We start from the raw sequence: 22,000 nt of genomic DNA on the forward strand, positions 1-22,000 counted from the left end.
ATGACCCGCGTCAAAGTGTGCGGCGTCACCGACGAAGCCGACCTCGAAGCGGTCGACGCGGCCGGTGCCGACGCGGTCGGTGCCATCTGCGACGTGCCCGTGGACACGCCCCGCGAGATTCCTCGCGAGCGCGCCCGCGAGCTGTTCGCCGCCGCGCCGCCGTTCCTCACGACCGTCCTCGTGACGATGCCCGACTCCATCGACCACGCCCGCGACCTCGCCCGCGAGGTCCAACCCGATGTACTCCAACTCCACGGCGACTTCGCGGCCGACCACCTCGACTCGCTCCGCGCGACGGGCGTCCGCGTCGTCCCCGTCGTCGATGCCATCGACCTCGACCGCGCGCGCGCCCTCGCGCCCGTGGTGGACGCCATCCTCGTCGACACGCCCTCCGCGTCCGGCGCGGGCGGCACCGGCGAGACCCACGACTGGGACGCCTCGCGCGAACTCGTCGAGGCGGTCGACGTGCCCGTGGTTCTCGCGGGCGGCCTGACCCCCGACAACGTCGCCGAGGCGGTTCGGACGGTCGAACCCTACGGCGTCGACGTCGCGAGCGGCGTCGAGGCCGCCGGCGGCGTGAAGGACCACGACGCGGTCCGCGCGTTCGTCGCCGCGGCGAAGGCGGCCCGCGGGGAGTCCGGCGACCACGAGGAGGTCGTCGCGTGACGGCTCCCGACACCGACCGCGACGAGTTCGTCGACCTCGTCGGCGACGCGGACGAACCGGTCGTGACCCACCTCGTGACCGACCTCGACGTGTCCGTGGACCCGCTGGCCGCGTACACGACGCTCGCCGACCGCAGCGACTACGGCTTCCTCTTGGAGAGCGCCGAAAAGGTCTCCTCCAGCAACCCGCAGGGCGCGTTCTCCGCGCCCGCGACGGTCGCCGACTCGCACGCGCGCTTCTCGTTCGTGGGCTACGACCCCGAGGCTGTCGTGACGGTCGGTCCCGGCGGCGTGGACGTGACCGACCTCGGCGGTCCCGCCGCCGAGTTCGTCGGCGCGGGCGACGGCGACGTACTCGATTCCCTGCGCGGCGCGCTCCCCGACCTCCCGCGCGTCAACTTCCCCGAGACGGACCGCCAGACGCTCACCGGCGGTCTGGTCGGCTTCCTCGCCTACGAGGCCGTCTACGACCTCTGGCTCGACGAGGTCGGCCGCGAGCGCCCCGACACCGACGACCCGGACGCCGAGTTCGTCCTCACGACCCGGACGCTCTCGTTCGACCACCGCGAGGACGCCGTCCGCCTCGTCTGTACGCCCGTCGTCTCGCCCGACGACGACCCCGGCGAAGTCTACGACGGCGTCGTCGCCGAGGCCGAACGCGTCGCCGAGAAGCTCCGGGCGGCTGACGACCCCTCTCCCGGCGGCTTCGAGCGGACCGGCGAGGAGGCCGGCTCACGCGAGGACTACGAGGCCGCGGTCAGGAAGACGAAAGACCACGTCCGCGACGGCGACATCTATCAGGGCGTCATCTCGCGCACCCGGAAGCTCCACGGACAGGTCGACCCCGTCGGCCTGTACGCTTCGCTGCGCGAGGTGAACCCCTCGCCGTACATGTACCTGCTCCGGCACGGCGACCGGCGCGTCGTCGGCGCGAGCCCCGAGACGCTCGTCTCGGTCAGGGGCGACCGCGTCGTCGTCAACCCCATCGCGGGGACGTGCCAGCGCGGCTCCGGCCCGGTCGAGGACCGCCGCCTCGCCGGTGAACTCCTCGCGGACGGAAAGGAGCGCGCAGAGCACACGATGCTCGTCGACCTCGGCCGCAACGACGTGCGCCGGGTCTCGACGCCCGGCAGCGTCCGCGTCGAGGACTTCATGAGCATCATCAAGTACAGCCACGTCCAGCACATCGAATCGACCGTCTCGGGGACGCTCGACCCCGACTCGGACGCCTTCGACGCCACGAGAGCGACGTTCCCCGCGGGGACGCTCACCGGCGCGCCGAAGGTCCGCGCGATGGAGATTATCGACGACCTCGAAGACGAGCCCCGGGGCGTCTACGGCGGCGGCGTCGGCTACTACTCGTGGACCGGCGACGCCGACATGGCCATCGTCATCCGGACCGCGACGGTCGAATCCGACGGCTCGGAAGACACCATCACCGTCCGCGCGGGAGCCGGCATCGTCGCCGACTCCGACCCGACCTCGGAGTACGAGGAGACGGAACAGAAGATGGGCGGGGTGCTCGACGCCGTCCGCCGCATCGAGTACGGGACCGAGGAGGTGTCGCAATGATTCGACTCGTCGTCGTCGACAACTTCGACTCCTTCACGTACAACCTCGTGGAGTACTTCTCCGAGCAGACCGTCGAGGGCGAACCGCTCGACATCGAGGTGCGCAAGAACACCGCCTCGCTCGACGAGATACGCGACCTCGACCCCGACGCCATCGTCATCTCGCCGGGGCCGGGCCACCCGAAGAACGACCGCGACGTGGGCGTGACGAACGACGTGCTCACGGAGCTATCGACCGAGATTCCGACGCTCGGGGTCTGTCTCGGCCTCGAAGCCGCGGTGTACGCCTACGGCGGGACCATCGGCCACGCGCCGGAGCCGATTCACGGCAAGGCGTTCCCGGTCGACCACGACGGCGAGGGCGTCTTCGCCGGCCTCGAAGACGGCTTCCCGGCCGGCCGCTACCACTCGCTCGTCGCCACCGAGGTCCCCGACTGCTTCGACGTCTCGGCGACGACCGACCACGACGGCGCGGCGCTCGTGATGGGCGTCCGCCACCGCGAGTACCCCATCGAGTGCGTCCAGTTCCACCCGGAAAGCGTGCTCACGGGGTCGGGACACGGCGTCGTCAGAAACTTTCTCACGGCGGTCGCCGGCCTCGACGTGGCCTGAGTCGGATCAGACACGCCGAGGTGCGGGCGCGGTTTTGCCGTTCTCTTCCCCCGATGGCCGTGCAGCCACCTCAGAGGACGTTGATGCCAAAGAACGAAAGCAGCAGCAGCGCCCCGACGACGATGGCGGCGATAGTGACCAGTCGCCACGCGACTTTGAGGAACAGTCGCCCGACGAGGATGACGACGGCGACGGCCACGAGCACCACGAGCATCTGACCGAGCGGCCCGGAGAGCAGGCCGCCGAGCTGTAACGGTGTGAGCGCGAGGGGAGTCAGTACCATACCCCGATATGACTCCCGTAGAGCGGATAAGCTTGTGGGCGGTCTCGTCTCGCGGTTCCGGTGCGATTCCGCCGTCGAAACGACCGATTTCGGCACCCCTGAGCGGTTGGCTGATTTGAACGTACGAATTCTGATACTTATCTGAATGTCGACTGTCCGGCCTCCCTTTATATCCTCTCCGGTGATGCGGCACTGTTCACCATGTGACCGATTCAGACGGCTCGTCTCCCCCCTCACGTTCTACTGGATATCACCGTTACGTCTGTCGATTTTCTCCGCCGAGATTTCACTTCCGCTCCGCTCTAACTACGGTTATGTGGCTTCCGTCCGTTCTATGAATCCGTGCACTTCGGACCCGGTCGTCGGCCGCCGACGTAATTGCACTAATTATGATACGTTCGGCGGTGGAACCTCCGAGTTCGAAGCCCTTAACCAACCACGCAACACACACCAATATCGTCACCAATGAGCGGAATTTCCGGACACTATCGACGCGACCTCGCCCGAACGCGGCTCGGGCGGGAGGAACAGTAAGATGAGCGACGCGAACCTCTCGACGGACGAAATCGTGCTTCCGGTCAAGCGGACCGAAGGCGAGACCCTCGAAGAGCGGATGACGGGCAACGCCTACAACAATATTCTCCCCGCCCGTTACCTCCGCAAGGACGCCGACGGCGACCTCGTCGAGACGCAGGAGGACCTGTTCCCCCGCGTCGCGAAGAACATCGCGCTCGCCGAGGCCGTCTTCGAGGCCGAACAGCGCGACATCGAAATCACGGTCACTCCCGACCTCATCAAGCCGGACCACCCGCGCCGCGACGAACTCGCCGAGGAGGTCTTCGGCAAGGGCGTCACGGCCGACGACGACGAGGCCGAGACGACGCTTTCGGTCTACAACGTCAACAAGTTCGCCTACGACACCCTCGTCTCCGAACTTCCGGAGGGCGTCCGCGAGGTCGTCGTCGAGAAGCGCGAGACGTTCGAAGAGATGATGGGACAGCTCTCGTTCATGCCGAACTCGCCGACGCTCATGAACGCCGGCGACGAACTCCAGCAGCTTTCCGCCTGTTTCGTCGACTCCCCCGGCGACGACATCACGGATATCCACCAGACGGCCAAGGAGGCCGCCGAGGTGTTCCAGTCCGGCGGCGGCATGGGCTACGCCTTCTGGAAGCTCCGCCCCTACGGCGACGCGGTCGGTTCGACCGGCGGCATCGCCTCCGGCCCCATCACGTTCATGCGGACGTTCGACCAGATGTGCGAGACCATCGCACAGGGCGGCGCGCGCCGCGGCGCGCAGATGGGCGTCATGCGCGTCAGCCACCCCGACGTCATCCAGTTCCTCCACGCGAAGAACAAGGACGTCTCGCTCGCGCACACGCTCCGCCTGAACGACCCCGACGACTTCACCCACACCAAGTTCGTCGACGCGCTCGACGAGGCGCGCGAACTCATCGACGAGGACGGTCGCGTCCCCAAGCACCTCCGTAACGCCGTCGAAGGCCACCTCTCGAACTTCAATATCTCGGTCGGTATCACCGACGGCTTCATGGAGGCGCTGTACAACGACGAGGAGTTCGTCTTCACGAACCCCCGCACCGAAGAGCCGCACGTCGCCACGCCCCAGACGAAGGAAATCTACGACATGTTCGGTCTCGGCGAGCACGTCGAGGTCGGCGAGGTCCTCTCGGTCCCCGCGAAGAAACTCTGGAACCAGATCATCGAGGGCGCGTGGGAGAACGGCGAACCCGGCGTCGTCTACCTCGAACGCGCGAACAAGCAGCACTCCTTCGACGTCGAAAAGCACCCCGACCACCGCATCCTCGCGACCAACCCCTGCGGCGAACAGCCGCTCGAGGAGTACGAGGCGTGTAACCTCGGACACATCAACCTCTCGACGCTCGTCGCGGAGGACTCGCCCGACTGGCGCGTCTGGTACGACGCCCACGGCGACGAGTACGACTCGCTTGAGGCCGCGACGGACGCCTTCCTAGAAGATGCCGTCGACTGGGAGGAGTTCGACCACCGCATCGAAAACGGCACGCGCTTCCTCGAAAACGTCGTCACGATGTCGGACTTCCCGGTCGAGAAGATCGAACAGAAGGTCCGCGAACTCCGCAAAATCGGGCTCGGTATCATGGGGCTCGCCCAGATGTACATCCAACTCGGCGTCCGCTACGGCTCCGACGAGGGCAACGAAATCGCCCAACAGCTCATGACCCACATCAACCACGGGTCCAAGCGGGCGTCCCACGAACTCGCCGAAGAACGCGGCCCGTTCGAGGCGTGGGAGGACTCGAAGTACGCGAACCCGACCGAGTACCGCGAGTGGTTCGAACACCACACCGGCGAGTCCGCCGACGATTGGGAAGACGGCTACCCCATCCGCAACCACAACACGACGACCATCGCCCCGACGGGCACCACGTCGATGGTGTCGAACACCACCGGCGGCTGTGAGCCCATCTACAACGTCGCCTACTACAAGAACGTCTCCGACGACGTGCAGGGCGACGAGATGCTCGTCGAGTTCGACGACTACTTCCTCCGCGTGCTGGAGGCCAACGACATCGACGTCGAGGCCGTCAAGCGCGAGGCCCAAGAGCAGATGGCCAACAACGAGTTCGACGGCGTCTCCTCGCTGTCGACCGTCCCGGACGCCATCTCCGAACTGTTCGTCGTGACCTCCGACCTCGCGGGCATCGAGCACGCGGGCGTCCAGTGCGCCCTCCAGAGCGGCGTCGACTCCGCTATCTCGAAGACCTGTAACTTCCCGAACAGCGCGTCGAAGGAGGACATGGACGAGGTCTACCGCTACATCTACGACCACGGCGGCAAGGGCGTCACCGTCTACCGCGACGGCACCCGCTCGAAGCAGGTGCTCACCACGCGCGCGAAGAACACCGAGTTCTCCGACGACGAAGAGGCCGCCGAGGCCATCGTCTCGCAGATTCGCGACGTGTTCGGCGACGTGGAGGCGTTCCTCGAATCCGAGGAGGTTTCGGACCTCATCGGCAGCGAACTCGAACTCGCCTTCGCCGATTCGCCGAGTGACGTCGGTAAGAAGCGCCCCCGTCCGGACGTGCTGTACGGTGTTACCCAGCGCATCGACACCGGCTACGGGAAGCTATACGTCAACATCAACGAGGACGAACACGGCGAGCCGTTCGAGCTGTTCGCCAACATCGGTAACTCCGGCGGCTTCACCGCGTCCTTCACCGAGGCGCTCGCCAAGACCGTCTCCACGTCCCTCCGCTCGGGCGTCGACCCCGAGGAGATTGCGAACGAACTGAAGGGTATCCGGAGCCCGAAGGTCGCCTGGGACAAAGGCGAGCAGATTAACTCCATCCCGGACGCCATCGGCACCGCGATGCGCCGGTATCTCGACGGCGACATCGACAAGGGCTACCCGCAACAGCAGAACCTGACCGAGGTCGAAGCCGAGGCCGCCGCGGCCGAGGACACGGACACCGACGGCGGCGTCGCTGTCGACGAGAGCCCCGGTGGCAGTTCCGACGCCGTTGCGGACCTGCTCGCGGCGGGCGAGAGCCCCGAGTGTCCCGAGTGCGGTGAGATGGACCTCTACTACTCCGAAGGCTGTAAGACCTGCCAGAACTGCGGCTGGTCCGAGTGCTGAACGCGAGACGGTAACTCGCCACCGTCGCTGTCTCGTCCGTCACTCGATTTCCGCTCTTTTCTTTTGCGCTCCCCGACCTCACGAGCCTGTACTATCCAGTCTCGCTGGCGTGTTCGACACGAAGGTCTCGTCGAGGCCGACGGGAGAGACACGCCGATAGCGGACTCTGTCGCTCGCCCAATAACCCTCTCTGCTCGGGAACAGCCATCGCTCCCTTCTGCTGGACCACCCGTCGACGACGGGAGAGATGTGGTGAAATAGAGTGCGACTGTGGAGCCCGCGGTCGTATCGCTCCTGTGATTCCACGCTGTTCGAGACGAGGTGTATCGGACGACGACACGAGAGACGCACTCGCTCGACCGTTAACCTCGACTGCGTAGTACGGTACGTCGTGAACTGCGGGCGCGTCGGCCCACGTAGTCGGTCACGACTGCCATCGGTCTCGGCTCACTCACGGCGGTCGACCGGCCATCGCCCGATGCAATTCGTTCTCATACGTCGCCAACGGAACGCGAAGACCGGCCTTCGACGAACCCAAACCACGCACAGCGGCTGGAAGGACAAGGACCACCTCGGTACGACCGCGCGTCTCGGTTCTGTATCGTCGTCTGGTCGTCAAGCGGAGTCGTCGCTCATAGCTTTCTGACTTCGAGGTCTGCACGTCGCGACGTTACTCGCCGTTTGAGTGCGTGACGACTGTCGACCCGAGTGCTGCGGCTGTCGGGTCAGCGTCGAAAGAAAGGAAAAACGCCGGGAAGATCCCGGTGGTTAGCTGTCGTTAGTTGTCGCGGCGGACCGCGAGGAGCGCAGCGGCGACGAGCGCGACGAGGGCGACAACGACACCGAAGCCGGGCGTCTGGGACGACGTGGTGGTCGTCTCGTCAGCCGTCGTGGTGGCGGCGGTGGTCGTCGTAGCCGCAGTCGTGGTCGTCGTGTCTGCGGTCGTCGTGGTGTCAGCCGTCGTCGTGGTGTCCTCAGCCGTCGTGGTGGAGGTTTCCACGGACTCGACGACGTTGCCGTCGACTTCCTCGTCGGACGCGACGCCACCGTCAGCCGTCACGGTGAACGTGTCGCCGACGCTCTGCTCGGAGAAGTCGAAGCTACCGGAGAACGAGCCGTCTGCCTGAACGTAGACCGTAGCGGTCTTCAGGAAGCGCGGCTGCGTGTCACCGTCGGACTCAACGCGGAGCGTGAGTTCCGTACCGGGCGCGACGTTCGAGGAGCCAGAGATCATCTGGTCCGCAGCGTTCGTCACGTTAACCGGGTCAGCGTCGAACGTGTGTTCGGCTTCGACGTGCTCGTAGGAGTCAGTCTGCGACGAGTTGTCGTCAACGAGCGCAAGGTTGGAGGAAGAGACCTCGTCTTCCTCGATCATCTTGAACTGGACGTTGAACGAGTCGTCGTCGTCGACGTCAACAGTACCGGCGTTCTTCTCAGAGGTCTGGAGAACACCGTCGTCGTTCTCGTCGCGGTACGCGTCAATTTCGTCCGAGTCGAACACGACGAAGTACGTGTCGTTGTCGCCGTCTGCGACAACAGAGGCGTTAGCGACGTCGAGGATCTTCGGGTCGCGGTTCGGGTCGGGGTTCGTCTGGTTGATCGTCAGACGGTAGGAGTCGTCGTAACCGTTGCCGGTCGCGAAGAAGTTAGGCGTCTCGTCGTCCTGGGCACCCGTCGTGCCCTCGAGACCGGAGGCCTCGATCTGGACGACAACCTGGTCTTCGAACGCGATCTGGCTGTCTTCAGTGATGTTGCCGTTCTCGAGCGCCTCGGAGACCTCGTCGAGGTCCGTCAGCGACTCGCCGGCCGGAGCGGTCCACGTGCGGACCGCGGAGACGCCGCCTTCCTCGAGGACGAGGGTCGCGACGTTCTCGCTGTCAGAGACTGCGCTGCCCGTGCGGACTTCGAGGTCGTAGTCGCCAGCGTCGATGAGGTTGCTGGTCGCGAGGCCGACTTCGGCCACGCCGTCGTTACCAGACAGGACGTCATCGTCGCCGTCTTCGACGTCGAAGACGCTGCTCGGGTTGTTGTTACCGGTGGCGGTGGACTTCGAGGAGTCCCAGAGGAGGATGACTTCGCCGTCGTCGTTACCGTCTTCGACGGTGACGTTAGCGGCGTAGCCCTGCTCCCAGCTACCGATGGAGACCGTTGCGGTGTCAGTGTTTTCGACGGTCACCGGGATGGAGACAACGTCGCCGCGCTGCTCGGTGATGACGGACTCGCCGAAGTCGGCGGAGCCCTCACCGGCGTCTTCCACGGTGATGGTGTCGGATTCGACGGAGACACCGGAGGCCGTGTCGGTCACTTCGACCGTGTAGTCGCCGGTGTCGAGGTCGAGTTCGCTCGCGTTGAACTCGAAGTCGTATTCACCCTGACCGTTGAGGTTGACAGTCATGCTCCCGTCGTCGACTTCGTCGCCGTCGTCGTCGAGGAGAGCGATCTTGACGTTCTCGCGGTCGGAGTTCGCACTGACCGTACCTTCGATGAGGTCCTCGTCGGTGACGTTCAGGTCGTCGATGGAGACCTCGAGACCGAGGTCACGGACCTGAATCTTCTCGTCGAGGGAGCTACCGATGGTGATGTTGTAGCGCTGGAGTTCGCGGTTGGACGTGTCGAACGTGTAGACCGCGGAGGTCGAGCCGGTCGAACCGGAGCGGAAGAAGCTCTCGACGTCGTCCTGACTGTCGTCAGATTCGACTTCGACAGCCGTGCCGAGGTTACCGTTCGTCGCTGCAACGGTCTCGCCCTTGTAGGCGTCGGTGACGGAGACAGCGTTGTCGTCCGTGACCGTGACCGTCGCGACGGTGACCGTCGAGTTGTAGTCGTCGTCGAGACCCTCTTCGAGCTCGTTGCCCTCGGTGTCTTCGACACCTTCGAGGTTCACGACGATGTCACCGGTGTAGAGGTCGTTCGTCTGGATGACGAGCTGACCGGGGTTGTTCTGGGTCGGACCAGAGGAGACAACCGCGGAGGTGACCTCTTCGCCGTCCTGGTACACTTCGATGTTGCCAGCGAAGTTCTGGACTTCCTCGTTGAACGAGAGTTCGAGGAGGTCGTTGCTGCCGTCGTTGTAGTGGACGGCGGAGATGAGCTCAGGCTCGTCGTTGTTCGTGACTGTGACCGTGGAGCTCACGTCTTCGGACGTCGTGCCCGTGACGGGAGCGCCGGCGGTCTCAGCCGCGGCCAGCTCGTACTGACCGGGCGTCAGGTCAGAGACGTCGAGGCCACTGACGAGAACGTCCATGGCCGAGCCCGCGGTATAGGAGTCGTTAGTTGCGACCGGTTCGCCAGAGTCGAGTGTACCGTCGTCGTCAAGGTCGATCCAGACGGTGGTGTTGTTGTCACCAGCCGTGGCGTCAACCGTGACGTCGACAGTTGCGCTGCTTCCACTCACCGTCGTGGTGTTGATGGAAGTAGCGGCAGCAGCAGCACTACCCGTAAACGCGATGGACCCGGCGAAAACCGAGAAGACCATCAGCGCAGCGAGGAGTACCGCGCGGATTTGCTTATTGCGTGTCATTGTTGATGGTGTTGCAGTCGGGGACATCGTTTTCGTCGGCCCTCGGACGGAACCAAGCCGGGCAGAACCCGGGCCGAGGCGAGGTACTCACAGATGCCTCCGTGGGCAGGGGTACAGTTTGCTCTGTTGACCGTTCGCGGTAAATACTTTGTGTGATTGAATGGTCTCTGAAACGTTACCAATCGTGTCACACAGGCCTCGAAACCCGATTCTACCCCACAAAGCATATGTACGTCTGTTGAAAATATATCTAGCGCGTGCGCACGCCACCTTGGGTAGGAACGGCGTCCCCGGTTCGCCGGGGGCGTACTCGTTCTCGATAACTATTCGTCGAGCCTTGGCTGTCGAAGCCACTCGACGTCGGCACTTCTCACAGATTTGGATTGTCGACCGCGTCTGCGGACGTACGTCCCTCGCGTGTACTATGGGACTCCACGCGTACGTGCGAAAGACACATTTTTTGGTACGTTTATCGTCACCAGCCGACAGCCATACCGAGTAGTGGAGAAGAACGACCGGGAACGTGTCAGACATTCTTTAAACTGATTCGACGACGGAGTACCATCACCCTCTTAAACGACATATAAACACTATATTAATGCCCGAATTGTTTCGAGAAACCATCCATTAATCTGGCACGTACATTTAAGTTACCCCGGGGATACGAGTCGGTTGGACACACCGCGACGGGTGCCGGGCAGGGATGACGGTTGCGCAGCGATGAACGCGTGCGCACCGGCGTCTTCGGCGAGCGATACCGTCCCGGGTGTCGGACACAACGCATGCAACTCAAACATCTCTTCACGGAAGACCGTGCAGTCAGTCCCGTCATCGGGGTTATCCTGATGGTGGCGATTACAGTTATCCTCGCGGCCGTTATCGGTACTTTTGTCCTTGGTCTCGGCGATCAAGTGAGCGAGACGTCCCCGCAGGCGAGCTTTAGTTTCGATTACGACGGGTCTAGTGCGCTGACGATTACCCACGAGAGCGGTGAGCAGATTCCGGCGAATCAAGTCACTGTGACGGGTGACTTCAACGACTCTGGTAGTGCTTGGACTGCACTTGGTGGCTCAGACCCAATCACAGCAGGTGGCTCCGCAGTTGTAAACGACTCTAGTGGGTTCAGCGACGGAGACACCATCCGCGTCGTCTGGACCTCCGAAAGTGGAAGTAGTTCCTCCACGCTTCAAAAGTGGACCTACAACGGATAGATGAATTTCAAGCAACTCCTCGCTGAGGACGACGCGGTATCACCGGTTATCGGTGTTATCCTCATGGTCGCGATTACCGTTATCCTCGCGGCCGTCATCGGCACGTTCGTCCTCGGTCTCGGCGACCAGGTTGGCGATACTGCTCCGCAGGCCAGCTTCAGCTTCGACTATCAGGACGAGTCGTCACTAGATAACCTCACCGTCACCCACGACAGCGGGACAGCAATCGACGCTGAAAACGTCAACCTGACCGCCGATACGTCGTTCCAAACGGTTGCATCAGACGGCAGCCTCGGCACATCTGAAACTACCCAGTCCTTCGCAGACATGGGCGTCTCTGACGACGTGACAGCCGGAACGTCCGTCCAAGTCGGTAACAACGATTTCAACAGCGCAACGTTCCGCATCGTCTGGACCTCCGAGAGTGGCAGTAACTCCGCCACGCTCCAGAAGTGGTCCGGCCCCGACGCCTAAAGGCGACACAACCTTCGCGGCAACGTTTTCTTCGGACCGCCTGACTGCGTAGCGTTGCGGCTGGCACGCTCACGGAACGCGTCGCTACCACGGCTGCGGCGAACGAAACGTGCTCTCACGAGAAAAGACGGTTTTAGTCGGTACGACGGGCGAGTGCCGGACTCAGACCGGACGGCCGCCCTCGGACGTGCCGACCAGCCACGTCCCGAGCGTGAGCGCGCCGGCACCGACGGCGAGCGCGTAGGACATCACCTGTGCGGCGTTCGGCAGCATTCCCGGCAGCATCGCGAGCGTCCCGACGATCATCAGCGCCATCCCGATGACGGCTTGCTTCGAACTGAGCAGTCCCATGTCCGTCTCTCCGGAAGCGTCCGATATGGAACTTGCGCTTTTGCTTCGCCGGTTACTCGTAGTCTCGCTCCCCGGCGGGGACGACTACGTCGAGCCAGTTCTCCTCGGGGGGAAGCGGACACTCGAAGGTGTCGGTGAACGCGCAAAACGGGTTGTACGCGAGGTTGAAGTCCACGACGACTTCGTCCAACTCGTCGAGGGGCGCGTCGGGAGTGAGTTCCATGTACCGACCGCCGTTGTAGGTCTGCTGACCCGTCGTCTTGTCGCGGAAGGGAACGAACAGTGTCGGCGAGTCGTCGTGTTCCTGACGATACGCGCCGAGGGTGAGTTCCGCGTCGCGGAGTTCGAAGTGGAACGTGGCGACGCGGAGATACCGGACCTCGCCGTCGGTCGAGGTGTCCATCGCCACCGGCTCGGGGTCGTCGTGCGTCTCGACCGACGCGGTCACCCGGTAGTCGGGGTCGGGGTCGAAGTAATCGAGGCCGTCGAAGTCGTCCCGTTCTTCGGGCGGAATCGGCGACTGGGGATGCGACCCGAAGAAGTCGTCTTTCTCCTCGCGCTTCGCCCGGAGTTCGGAGACGTAGGCGTCGGCGTCAAACGCGTCGGCGGTCATACGCGGCGATACCCACCGGCGACACCTACACCTGACGGTTCGGGGGCGCTTCCGAAGCTGTTACGCGGACAGGTGACGCTTGGCGGCAGAGATGCGTTTGAACTGCTCGTTCGTGAGTTCGATGTCTGCGGCCACGACGTTCTCGCCGAGCTGGTCGACGGTTCGTGCCCCGATAATCGGCGCGGTGACCTGCGGGTGGTGCATGAGCCACGCGAGGCTGACCTGTGCGGGCGACGCACCGACAGCCTCGGCGACCTCCTCGATAACCTCGAGCGCGTCGAAGTTCGACGGCGTGAGGTAGGAGTCGGCGAACCGCTGGTCGTTCGCCGCGCGAGAGTCCGCAGGCGGGCGCTCGTCGCGGGCGTATTTCCCCGTGAGAAAGCCGCCAGCCAGCGGCGACCACGGGACGACGCCGATGTCGTAGTCGGCGCACATGTCGAGGTAGTTTCCCTCTATCTCGCGGTTGACGGCGTTGTACCGCGGCTGGGCGACTTTGAACGGTTCGTAGCCGCGCTTGTCGGCGAGTTCGTTCGCCTTGACGACTTTCCAGGCGTTGGGTTCGAGCGTCGAGGTGCCGAGGTAGTTCACCTTCCCGTCGCGCACGAACCCGTCGAGCGTCCGCATGAACTCGTCGACCGGCGTCTCGTCGTCCCATCGGTGGATGTACAGCAGGTCGACGTAGTCGGTGCCGAGTCGGTCGAGGATGCGGTCCATCTGACGGCGGAGGTGTTTCCGGTTGAGCCCGCGGCCGTTGGCGTCTTCGCGCGTGGGCCAGAAAATCTTGGACGCGACGACGAAGTCCTCGCGGTCGCGCGCTTCGAGCCACTCGCCGATGTACGTCTCGCTCGCGCCGTCGCCGTACATGTCGGCGGTGTCGATGAAGTTCCCGCCGGCGGCGGCGTAAGCGTTGAGCAACTCGTGGGCGCGGTCGCGGCCGACCTCGACCTCGCCGTCGTCGGCCTGTCGACCGAACCGCCACGTCCCGAACGCGAGTTCGGAGACCGTCGTTCCGGTCCGTCCTAGTGGAACCATCGCGAGCGACATACCGAACCCGAAGACCGGACCGCGGTAAAGCCACCCGATTCCCGATGGTCGAAGATGAGAAACGTGAGGCCGTGGCAGGTCGGCGCATCGAGCGTCTGAGGAGCGATCGAGAACCTCGATGGAGGCGCGTGGCGGGCGCTCGCGAGGCCGAGAAATGGAGAGCGGGAAGTGGAGGAGCGGGAAGTGGAAGCGGGAAGTGGAGGGAGAACACCGCGTCTGTTTGATTCGCCGTGTCCGGCAACGCACGCACGATTACGAACAGGCGTGTCGGCGCAGGCGTATCGGTGCGACCGGGAGACTACGACCGGGCGTAGTTGTGCCCGAGCACGAGCGCGAGCGCGTTGAGCGCGAGAAGCGCTCCGAAGACGGTGAACTCGCCCGCTTCGAGGCCGCCGAAGAGCAAGGGAACATACAGGAACGGGAGGGCGACCGCGGCCCAGAAACCGACGAACCGGAGCGGTGCGGCGACGAGTTCGAAGCCGAGGCGGAGCGGTTGCTCTTCCGTTACGACGTCGCGGAGTTGGGAGAGGCGTTCGCGGGGGACCGTGGATGGGGAGTTCGACATTGGTTGGGGGGCACCTACGACTACATCATGGAGTGGAGGGGTCATAATTACGTGCGAGAATTCCATTCGTTTCATACTCGTTTACTGGTGACTATTCGATAAATGTGAAGTTTCATAGAGTTACGAGCGGCGCCCTAACACTTCATAACCGCCTCTAATTCTTTTATTCGCACAACAGTCAGGCGTTCTTGAATAGTCGCAGAACCCTGAATTTCCACGGGGGTCGACCGAACGGATTCGAACCTCGGTGCGCTCGGTGGCCCCCCGCGTGGACCGTCGAGCGGGCGACGTTTCGACCGGCAGCGTCCGCAGGGAGCAGGGATTTAGCCCGCCGGGACGACTGTCGATGCGATGCCAGAGCTCAATCGCGTCGCAAAGCGCATGTACAACATCCACCCGAACGCCATGCACCTCACCGTCGGCGAGGAGATAGACGGCACGTTCACGCTGGAAAGCGCGGAGTTCTTCCAGACGGACTTTCAGGCCGAGGGCCGACGCGACGGCGACGACGCAGTCTACCGGTTTGCGACGACTGAGGACAACGACGCTGTCGTCGTCGGTCAACAGCGACCCGGTCAAAACGGGTGGAGGATGGTCGGCGAAGTGGACTCAGTCGAGCGGGCGGACGCGTAGCCGCGCTTTTCAGTCGGTCGCGCGGACGCCGTCGCCGAACCGATAGCGGAGTTCGCGTCGAATCGCCCCGCGCTTCAGAAGGAGGAACCCGAGAAAGATGAGCGCGAACCCGCCGACCGTCGACGGGGTCGGAACTTCGCTCAGGAACGCCCACCCCGAAAGCGCCGCGAAGACGGGCGCGACGTACGAGACGAGGTTGATTTCGATGGGGCCGAGGCGGTCGAGCAGGTCGAAGTAGATGAGGAAGCCGAGCGCGCTCGCCGCGAGCGAGAGGTACCCGAGCGCGGCGACGGACTGGACGTTGAAGACGACCGAGCCGAGGCGCTCGCCGAGCGCGACGGACGCGACGTGCATCAGTCCCGCCCCGAGGAGCATCGACCACGCCTCCATCGTCTCGATGGACAGTTCCGAGTCGACTCGGCGGGTCAGCACCGACCCGAGGGCGAAAGCGGCGGCCGCGCCGAAGATGAGGAGCTTCGCGACCGTGCCGCCGGCGAGGAGGTTGCTCGGGTCGAGCCCCGAGAGCACCGCGACGCCGACGAGGCCGAGGAGGAGGCCGACGACGCCGAGCGCGGTGAGCCGCTCGCTCGGGAGCAGGAGCCGCGCGAATCCAGTGGTGAGCACCGGGCTGAGGCTCACGATGACCGCGGCGGCGGCGCTCGTCACGCCCGGGTCGGTTTCGCCGATGAACAAGAGCGCGTGGTAGGCGGCGATGAGGAAGACCGCGCCGATGACGACTTCCGTCCACTCGGCCCTGCCGCGCGGAAGCGGCGAGTCGGTGGCGTACAGCGCGTAGGCGAGCATCACTACCCCCGCCACGTCGTACCGGAGGGCAGCGAAAAGCACCGGCGGAAAGAACTCGAGTCCGGCTTTGATAGCCATGAACGCGGACCCCCAGACGGCGGCGAGGACGACGAACAGACCGAGGTTTCGGTACCGTGTCACAGCGATGGTGCGCCCGGTGGGGGCCTGAACGTTTCGTTACGGGGTGGTTTCGCCGGTGCCGCGGGGCGAGAACCGCCCACCGCCCACCGCCCACCGCCCACCGCCAGCACACTGGTCGGTCGCCCGTCGGGTCTCAGTCGTCGGCCTCAGCGGTCGCGCCAGCGTTGGTCTCGATGACGGTCACCTCGTCGGAGCCCTCGTAGAGGTGACACGCCGCGGGATGCGGCGCGTCGCCGACGGCGGGGCGGCGCGTCTCACAGGGACTCTCGAAGCGTTCCCGAAGCGTCTCGCTGGCGCTGTCGGCCTCGCCCTCGGCGAGGTGGCCGAGCGCCGTGTCGACGACGCCCGCGACCTCGCCGCGGAGTTCGGCGTCGACGTGTCGCGCGCGGGCCTCCTCGATGAACGCTTCCGTGTCCGCTCGGTCGGGGTCGGCGGCGTCCCAGATGTGGTCCGGGTTGACGTCGCCGACCGCCAGCGCGTCGCGGAGGTCCATCAGGGCGCGGTAGGCACCCTGCTCAATGTCGAGGTCGTCCGGGGGGATGACCTGCGGGCACCGCGTCCGGAAGCGACAGCCCGACGGCGGGTTTCGCGGCGACGGCACGTCGCCCGACAGCGCCTCGACCCGCCGGCCGTGTTCGGTCGTGGAGGGTCGGGGAACGCTCTCCAACAGCGCCTTCGTGTATGGGTGTTTCGGCGACTCGAACAGCTCGTCGGTCGGACCAAGTTCGACCACGTTGCCGAGGTACATCACGGCGACGCGGTCGCAGATATGGCGGACGACCGAGAGGTCGTGGGCGATGAACAGGTACGTCAGCCCGAACTCCGCTTGGAGGTCGTCGAGCAGGTTCAACACCTGCGCCTGGACGGATACGTCGAGCGCCGACACCGGCTCGTCGAGCACGATGAAGTCCGGTTCGAGCGCGAGCGCCCGGGCGATGCCGATGCGCTGGCGCTGGCCGCCGGAGAACTCGTGGGGGTAGCGGTCGAGGTGGTTCGCCGAGAGGCCGACCCGCTCCAACAGGTCGGCGACCTTGTCGCGCCGCCACTCGCGTTTCGACTCGGTCTCGGTGGTCTCCGGAATCCCGTGAATCTTCAGCGGTTCGGCGACGATGTCGCCGACGGTCATCCGCGGGTCGAGGCTCGAAAACGGGTCTTGGAAGACGATTTGGGCGTCCCTGCGGAACGCCTTGAGTTCGTCGTCGTCCATCTCGAAGACGTTCGTCCCGTCGAAGGTGACCGTGCCGCCGGTCGCCTCGCGCAGTCGGAGCAGCGTCTCGCCGGTCGTAGACTTTCCGCACCCGGACTCGCCGACGAGGCCGAGCGTCTCGCCGCGTTCGACCTCGAAGGAGATGCCGTCGACGGCCTTGACGCTCGTCGGGTCGCGCCCGAGGAGGCTGTCGACGAACGAGTCCTGCTCGAAGTAGTACTTCTGGAGGTCCCGAACCGCGAGGAGCGGCTCAGTCATCGGCGCTCACCTCTCGGTCGACCGCGTCGGCCGAATCGACGGCGTCCGCGGGGTCGTACTCCTGTTCGGCGAGGACGCACCGGACGCTGTGTCGGCCGTCCAGTTCGTACTCGGGGATGCGGGTCAGACAGTCGGTCATGGCTTTGGGGCACCGGTCGGCGAAGTAACACGCGTCGGGCATCTCCGAGTTGAGCAGGCTCGGGACGTTGCCCGAGATAGGTTCGAGGCGACCCGAGGGGTCGTCCACGTCCGGAATCGACCCCAACAGCCCCTGCGTGTACGGGTGGACGGGGTTCTCGAAGATATCGGCGAGCGGGCCGCGCTCGACGACCTCGCCGGCGTACATGACGCCGACGCGGTCGCACATCCGGGCGATGACGCCCAAGTCGTGGGTGATCATCAGGATGCTCATCCCCTCCTGTTCCTGCAGGTCGCGCAGCAGGTTGAGAATCTGTGCCTGGATGGTCACGTCTAGTGCCGTCGTCGGTTCGTCGGCGATGAGGATGTCCGGTTCGCCGGCGAGCGCCTGGGCGATCATCGCCCGCTGGAGCATCCCACCCGAGAACTGGTGGGGGTACTCGTCGGCGCGGTCCTCGGGGTCGGGGATGCCGACCTGGTCGAGCAGTTCGACCGCGCGGTCCATGCTCTCGTCGTCGACGTAGCTCTTCGAGGGGAGAAGCGAGTCCACGAGGAGCGAACCGAGACCGTAACCCTGCGTCCGCGAGCGCGTGCTTCGCGGGTTCGAACGGGCGCGCCGCTGGACCTCGACCGCCTCGGCTATCTGCTCGCCGACGGTTATCGAGGGGTTAAAACTGCTCATCGGGTCCTGAAACACCATGCTGAACGACGGGCCGCGGAGCGACCTGCGGACGCCCTTCGGGAGCCGGCGGATGTCCACGAGGTCGCCGTCGACGGCCTCGGGTTTCGACCCGCGGAACTCGTCGGCGAGGTCGGCGTTGCGGTACCAGATCTCGCCTTGGGTCACGCGGCCGGGCGACTCGATGAGGTCGATGACCGAGAGCGCGGTCACGGACTTGCCGGAGCCGGACTCGCCGACGATGCCGAATATCTCGCCGTCTTCGACGTCGAACGAGACGCTCTCGACCGCGTTGACCTGCCCCTCCTCGGTGAAAAACCGGGTGGAGAGGTCGCGGACGCTGAGAATCGTGTCGGCCATCTCAGACGCCCCCCTCCCCTTCGATACCGGGGTCGAGCGCGTCTCTGAGCCAGTCGCCGACGAGGTTCAGCCCGATGACCGTCACCACGATGGCGAGGCCGGGCATCGTCGAAATCCACCACGCGGTGGACTGGTACTGCCGGCCGAGGGCGATGTCGAAGCCCCACGACACGTCGGCCCCGGAGAAGCCGAGGAACGACAGCGCCGATTCGAGCAGGATGATGGCGGCAACCTGAATCGTCGCCAACACGAGGATGGGCGTGATGGCGTTGGGGAGGACGTGTCTGAGCATCGTCCGCCCGTCGCTCGCGCCGAGGGCCTTCGCGGCCTTCACGTACTCCTCTTCGCGGATGGAGAGCGCCTCGCCGCGGGCGACGCGGGCGAACCACACCCAGTTGACGAGCGCGACGACGACGATGACCGTCCCCGGGAGGACGACCGTTTCGGGCATGCCCGTCGGTAACCCGACCGCCGAGCGGAACGCCGGGGCGAGCCCGGTGGCGACGAAGGGGTCGGGGATGGGCGCTTGGGCCTGCCCCCAGACGCCGACGAGGGCGATCGCGAGGACGAGCGAGGGGAACGCGAGCATGATGTCCGCGCTCCGCATCAGCACGTCGTCCACGCGACCGCGGTAGAACCCCGCTGACAGCCCGACGAGGACGCCGATGAGCGCCGCGAGCGACGTGCCGAACAACCCGACGAGGATGGACGTTCTCGCGCCGTAGATGATGCGCGAGAGGATGTCCCGCCCGTTGCCGTCGGTGCCGAGCGGATGGGCGGCCGTCGCGTTCGTGTAGACGGTCTGCGTCTCGGTGACGACCTGGCCGTCCTCGATGACGACGCTCCCGTCTTCCATCTTCGTCACCTCTTTCGTCTCTTTGGTGCTGAAGCCGAGCGGTGGCTGTCGGGAGTTATCGAGATTCTGTTGAGACGGGCTATACGGGGAGATAAACGGGGCGAAGACGGCCATCGCCACCATGAGGACGACGACGATGATGCCGAGCTTCGCGAGGAGACTCCGTCTGAGTTCCCGACGAAGGTTTCTGCGTGTGCGTTCCGATATCATAGAGCGTTAATCGTAGGCCACCTGCGGGTTGACGTAGGCGTACAGGGCGTCGACGAGGATGTTCACGAGGACGAACCCGACCGCGACGACGATGAGCGAGCCCTGTAAGACCGGCCAGTCGCGGGCGTTGATGCTGTTGATGATGAGCGTCCCGAGCCCCGGCCACGCGAAGACGGCCTCCGTGATGACGGCCCCGCCGATGAGGGTGCCGAGTTGGAGACCGATGACGGTGATGACCGGGATGAGCGTGTTCCGAAGCGCGTGCTTGTAGCGAACCAGCGTCTCCGGGAGCCCCTTCGCCCGCGACGCGCGGACGTAAGTCTGTCCGAGCTGGTCGAGCATCCCGCTGCGGGTGAGTCGCGTGATGAGCGCGGTGAAGTAGGTCCCGAGCGTAATTGCTGGCAGTGTGATGTGCCACAGCCACGTCACGAAGCCGCGTATCGCCGCGCCCGCCTCACCGCCGGCGAGGAGCATCGCGATGCCGTCGAGGCCGATGGGGCGCTGGCTCGTCGGGAACAGGTTCAGCTGGACCGCGAGCACGAGGATGAGCATCACCCCGAGCCAGAAGTTGGGCGTGCTGATGCCGACCAGTGAGAACACGGTCGCGCCGTAGTCCGCGGGCTGGTGACGCCGCGTGGCCGACAAGACGCCGAGCGGAATCGCGATGACGACGGCGACGACGGTCGCCGCGATGGCGAGTTCCAGCGTCGCCGGGAGCTTCGCGACGACGCGCGCCGCGACCGGCGTTCGGGTCACGAGCGACAGGCCGAGGTCGCCGAACGGGATGCCCGAGACGAACTCCCAGTACTGCACGTACAAGGGCTCGTTCAGCCCGAGTTCGGCGATGACCTGCGCCCTGACCTCCGGGTCGACGTCGGGCGGTAACAGCACGTTCGCCGGGTCCCCCGGCGAGATGAACCGGAGGCCGAAGACGACCGTGATGACCCCCCAGATGACGAACAGCCCCTGGAGCGAGCGTTTGATGAGGAACCTCGACAGCGACATCGACTACTGCTGGCTCATCGCGTACGCGTCGATGCGCTCGTCGGAGCGGGCCTCCCAGGCGATGGCGTCGTTGACGCCGTAGACGCTGTACTGCTGGTTCAGGAATATCCACGGGCACTGCTCGTGGGCCATCGCGTTCGCCTCCTGGAGGGTCGCCTCGCGCTCCTCGCCGGACTGGTTGCCGGCTTGTTCGAGTAGTGCGTCGAACTCCTCGTTTTGCCACGTCGTGAGCGTCCCGTCGGAGGCGAGAAGCGCCTCCATGACGAGGCCGCCGTCGAACGTCGCCTCGCCCCAGCCGATGAGGAACCACGGCGGGCGGGCCTCGATACTGCCCGCGAGCAGTTCGTCCACGAGCGAGCCGAAGTCGCGCTGGCGGACCGTCGCCGTGACGTTCGGTAGCTCGTCGATGTAGCCCGCGACCGCCTGCGCGATTTCGAGGTCCTTCAGGTAGCGGCCGACCGGCGTGTTGAGTTCGATCTCCGCGCCGGCGTAGCCGGACTCTTCGACCAACTGCTCTGCCTGGTCCGGGTCGTACGGGTACGGGTCGAGGTCGGGGTTGTGGCCGACGAACTCGGGGAGCGTCGGCTGGCCCGTCTGCGCGCCGAAGCCGCCGAGGACGTTCTGGACGATGCTCTCGAGGTCGATGGCGTAGTTCATCGCCTGCCGGAACTCGACCGAATCGAACGGTTCGACGTCGTAGCGCATCCCGTTGTAGATGATGCGGGTCGACGGGGCCGCGGCGACGCGCGCGTTGTCGGAGTTGGTGACGCGCTGGACCTCCTGGGGCGGGACGTTGACGATGAGGTCGGTCTCGCCCTGCAGGAGTTGGTTGACGCGCGTGCTGGCCTCGGACGCGGCGCGGAAGGTGAGGGTATCGACCGCCGCGGGCTCCTGCCAGTAGTCCTCGTACGCCGTGAGGACGACCTCCTCGTCTTCGGTGTACGAATCGAGTTGGAACGGCCCGGTGCCGTTCATGTTCTGGCCGATGTACGCCTTGTCGTTGTCCTCGACCCACGACTGCTGCATCACGTCGAGGTATAGTAATCGTTAGAATTTTTTACTCAAAGACTCTTGTAAGAGATAATGAACCATCTCGACGATGTTTCCGTCGAGGAATTGCAAGACGCTCTCGACAACGTGGACGGAAAGAAGCCGACACAACG

At 65.0% G+C, this 22,000-nt stretch carries 18 protein-coding genes and 1 pseudogene; 7 read left to right on the top strand and 12 right to left on the bottom strand.

What is annotated here, in order from left to right:
* Genes trpF through trpG form a run of 3 tightly spaced genes read left to right on the top strand, consistent with a single transcriptional unit; the run spans window position 1 to window position 2,848 of the window.
* The gene (trpF, locus tag C5B91_RS12975; RefSeq protein ID WP_008095489.1) at window positions 1-666 is read left to right on the top strand and encodes a phosphoribosylanthranilate isomerase; all 666 of its coding nucleotides are present in this window, start codon (window positions 1-3) and stop codon (window positions 664-666) included.
* A complete protein-coding gene (gene trpE, locus C5B91_RS12980) occupies window positions 663-2,237 on the top strand; it encodes an anthranilate synthase component I (protein ID WP_008095491.1) in 1,575 nt (524 codons plus the stop codon). The genes trpF and trpE overlap by 4 nt, the downstream gene beginning before the upstream one ends.
* Entirely contained in the window at window positions 2,234-2,848 is a 615-nt protein-coding gene (gene trpG / locus C5B91_RS12985; RefSeq protein WP_008095494.1) for an anthranilate synthase component II, read from the top strand. Before trpE ends, trpG begins: the two co-directional genes overlap by 4 nt.
* Window positions 2,849-2,918: 70 nt before the next feature.
* Here the strand turns inward: trpG and C5B91_RS12990 are convergent, their stop codons facing one another.
* Window positions 2,919-3,131 carry a hypothetical protein gene (locus C5B91_RS12990; RefSeq protein ID WP_004975139.1) on the bottom strand — a complete coding sequence of 71 codons (213 nt, stop codon included), beginning with the start codon at window positions 3,129-3,131 and terminating at the stop codon, window positions 2,919-2,921.
* Window positions 3,132-3,666: 535 nt separating this feature from the next.
* On the opposite strand from C5B91_RS12990, the gene C5B91_RS12995 reads away from it, so the two are divergent.
* Window positions 3,667-6,768 (top strand): adenosylcobalamin-dependent ribonucleoside-diphosphate reductase, encoded by a 3,102-nt coding sequence (locus C5B91_RS12995; RefSeq protein WP_008095496.1) that lies wholly within the window; start codon window positions 3,667-3,669, stop codon window positions 6,766-6,768.
* A gap of 778 nt (window positions 6,769-7,546) precedes the next feature.
* Here the strand turns inward: C5B91_RS12995 and C5B91_RS13000 are convergent.
* On the bottom strand, window positions 7,547-10,288 hold the full coding sequence (locus C5B91_RS13000; protein ID WP_115819422.1) for a BGTF surface domain-containing protein: 2,742 nt from the start codon (window positions 10,286-10,288) through the stop codon (window positions 7,547-7,549).
* 782 nt (window positions 10,289-11,070) lie between these two features.
* On the opposite strand from C5B91_RS13000, the gene C5B91_RS13005 reads away from it, so the two are divergent.
* Complete coding sequence (locus C5B91_RS13005; protein ID WP_008095501.1) at window positions 11,071-11,499, top strand: type IV pilin; 429 nt, start codon at window positions 11,071-11,073, stop codon at window positions 11,497-11,499.
* Entirely contained in the window at window positions 11,500-11,973 is a 474-nt protein-coding gene (locus C5B91_RS13010; RefSeq protein ID WP_008095502.1) for a type IV pilin, read from the top strand. It abuts the gene before it with no gap.
* 162 nt (window positions 11,974-12,135) lie between these two features.
* Here C5B91_RS13010 and C5B91_RS13015 read toward each other — a convergent pair whose 3' ends face one another.
* From C5B91_RS13015 to C5B91_RS13030, 4 genes are all read right to left on the bottom strand, one after another.
* On the bottom strand, window positions 12,136-12,324 hold the full coding sequence (locus C5B91_RS13015; protein ID WP_004975161.1) for a hypothetical protein: 189 nt from the start codon (window positions 12,322-12,324) through the stop codon (window positions 12,136-12,138).
* A gap of 52 nt (window positions 12,325-12,376) precedes the next feature.
* The gene (locus C5B91_RS13020; RefSeq protein ID WP_049967681.1) at window positions 12,377-12,937 is read right to left on the bottom strand and encodes a DUF1684 domain-containing protein; all 561 of its coding nucleotides are present in this window, start codon (window positions 12,935-12,937) and stop codon (window positions 12,377-12,379) included.
* Window positions 12,938-12,997: 60 nt separating this feature from the next.
* Complete coding sequence (locus tag C5B91_RS13025) at window positions 12,998-13,981, bottom strand: aldo/keto reductase (RefSeq protein ID WP_008095505.1); 984 nt, start codon at window positions 13,979-13,981, stop codon at window positions 12,998-13,000.
* Window positions 13,982-14,279: 298 nt separating this feature from the next.
* Window positions 14,280-14,546, bottom strand: coding sequence for a hypothetical protein (locus C5B91_RS13030; protein ID WP_008095506.1), 267 nt, complete (start codon window positions 14,544-14,546; stop codon window positions 14,280-14,282).
* Between the two features lie 351 nt (window positions 14,547-14,897).
* Here C5B91_RS13030 and C5B91_RS13035 point away from each other — a divergent pair, with 351 nt between their 5' ends.
* Window positions 14,898-15,179: a hypothetical protein gene (locus tag C5B91_RS13035; RefSeq protein ID WP_049967680.1), complete on the top strand. Its 282-nt coding sequence runs from the start codon at window positions 14,898-14,900 to the stop codon at window positions 15,177-15,179.
* A 9-nt stretch (window positions 15,180-15,188) separates the two neighbouring features.
* Here C5B91_RS13035 and C5B91_RS13040 read toward each other — a convergent pair whose 3' ends face one another.
* The 6 genes and pseudogenes from C5B91_RS13040 to C5B91_RS13065 all read right to left on the bottom strand — a co-directional run.
* Window positions 15,189-16,124, bottom strand: coding sequence for a DMT family transporter (locus C5B91_RS13040; protein WP_115819423.1), 936 nt, complete (start codon window positions 16,122-16,124; stop codon window positions 15,189-15,191).
* Window positions 16,125-16,257: 133 nt separating this feature from the next.
* Window positions 16,258-17,589 carry an ABC transporter ATP-binding protein gene (locus C5B91_RS13045; protein ID WP_049967679.1) on the bottom strand — a complete coding sequence of 444 codons (1,332 nt, stop codon included), beginning with the start codon at window positions 17,587-17,589 and terminating at the stop codon, window positions 16,258-16,260.
* Window positions 17,582-18,766 (bottom strand): ABC transporter ATP-binding protein, encoded by a 1,185-nt coding sequence (locus tag C5B91_RS13050; protein WP_115819424.1) that lies wholly within the window; start codon window positions 18,764-18,766, stop codon window positions 17,582-17,584. The genes C5B91_RS13045 and C5B91_RS13050 overlap by 8 nt, the downstream gene beginning before the upstream one ends.
* Before the next feature lies 1 nt (window position 18,767).
* Window positions 18,768-19,832 carry an ABC transporter permease gene (locus C5B91_RS13055; protein ID WP_008095510.1) on the bottom strand — a complete coding sequence of 355 codons (1,065 nt, stop codon included), beginning with the start codon at window positions 19,830-19,832 and terminating at the stop codon, window positions 18,768-18,770.
* Between the two features lie 6 nt (window positions 19,833-19,838).
* Window positions 19,839-20,837 (bottom strand): ABC transporter permease, encoded by a 999-nt coding sequence (locus tag C5B91_RS13060; protein WP_008095513.1) that lies wholly within the window; start codon window positions 20,835-20,837, stop codon window positions 19,839-19,841.
* 3 nt (window positions 20,838-20,840) lie between these two features.
* Window positions 20,841-21,875, bottom strand: a pseudogene (locus C5B91_RS13065) (ABC transporter substrate-binding protein); the annotation flags it as partial.
* Between the last annotated feature and the right edge of the window lie 125 nt (window positions 21,876-22,000).

This window comes from Haloferax sp. Atlit-10N (assembly GCF_003586325.1).
In the GTDB taxonomy this organism is placed as follows: domain Archaea; phylum Halobacteriota; class Halobacteria; order Halobacteriales; family Haloferacaceae; genus Haloferax; species Haloferax prahovense.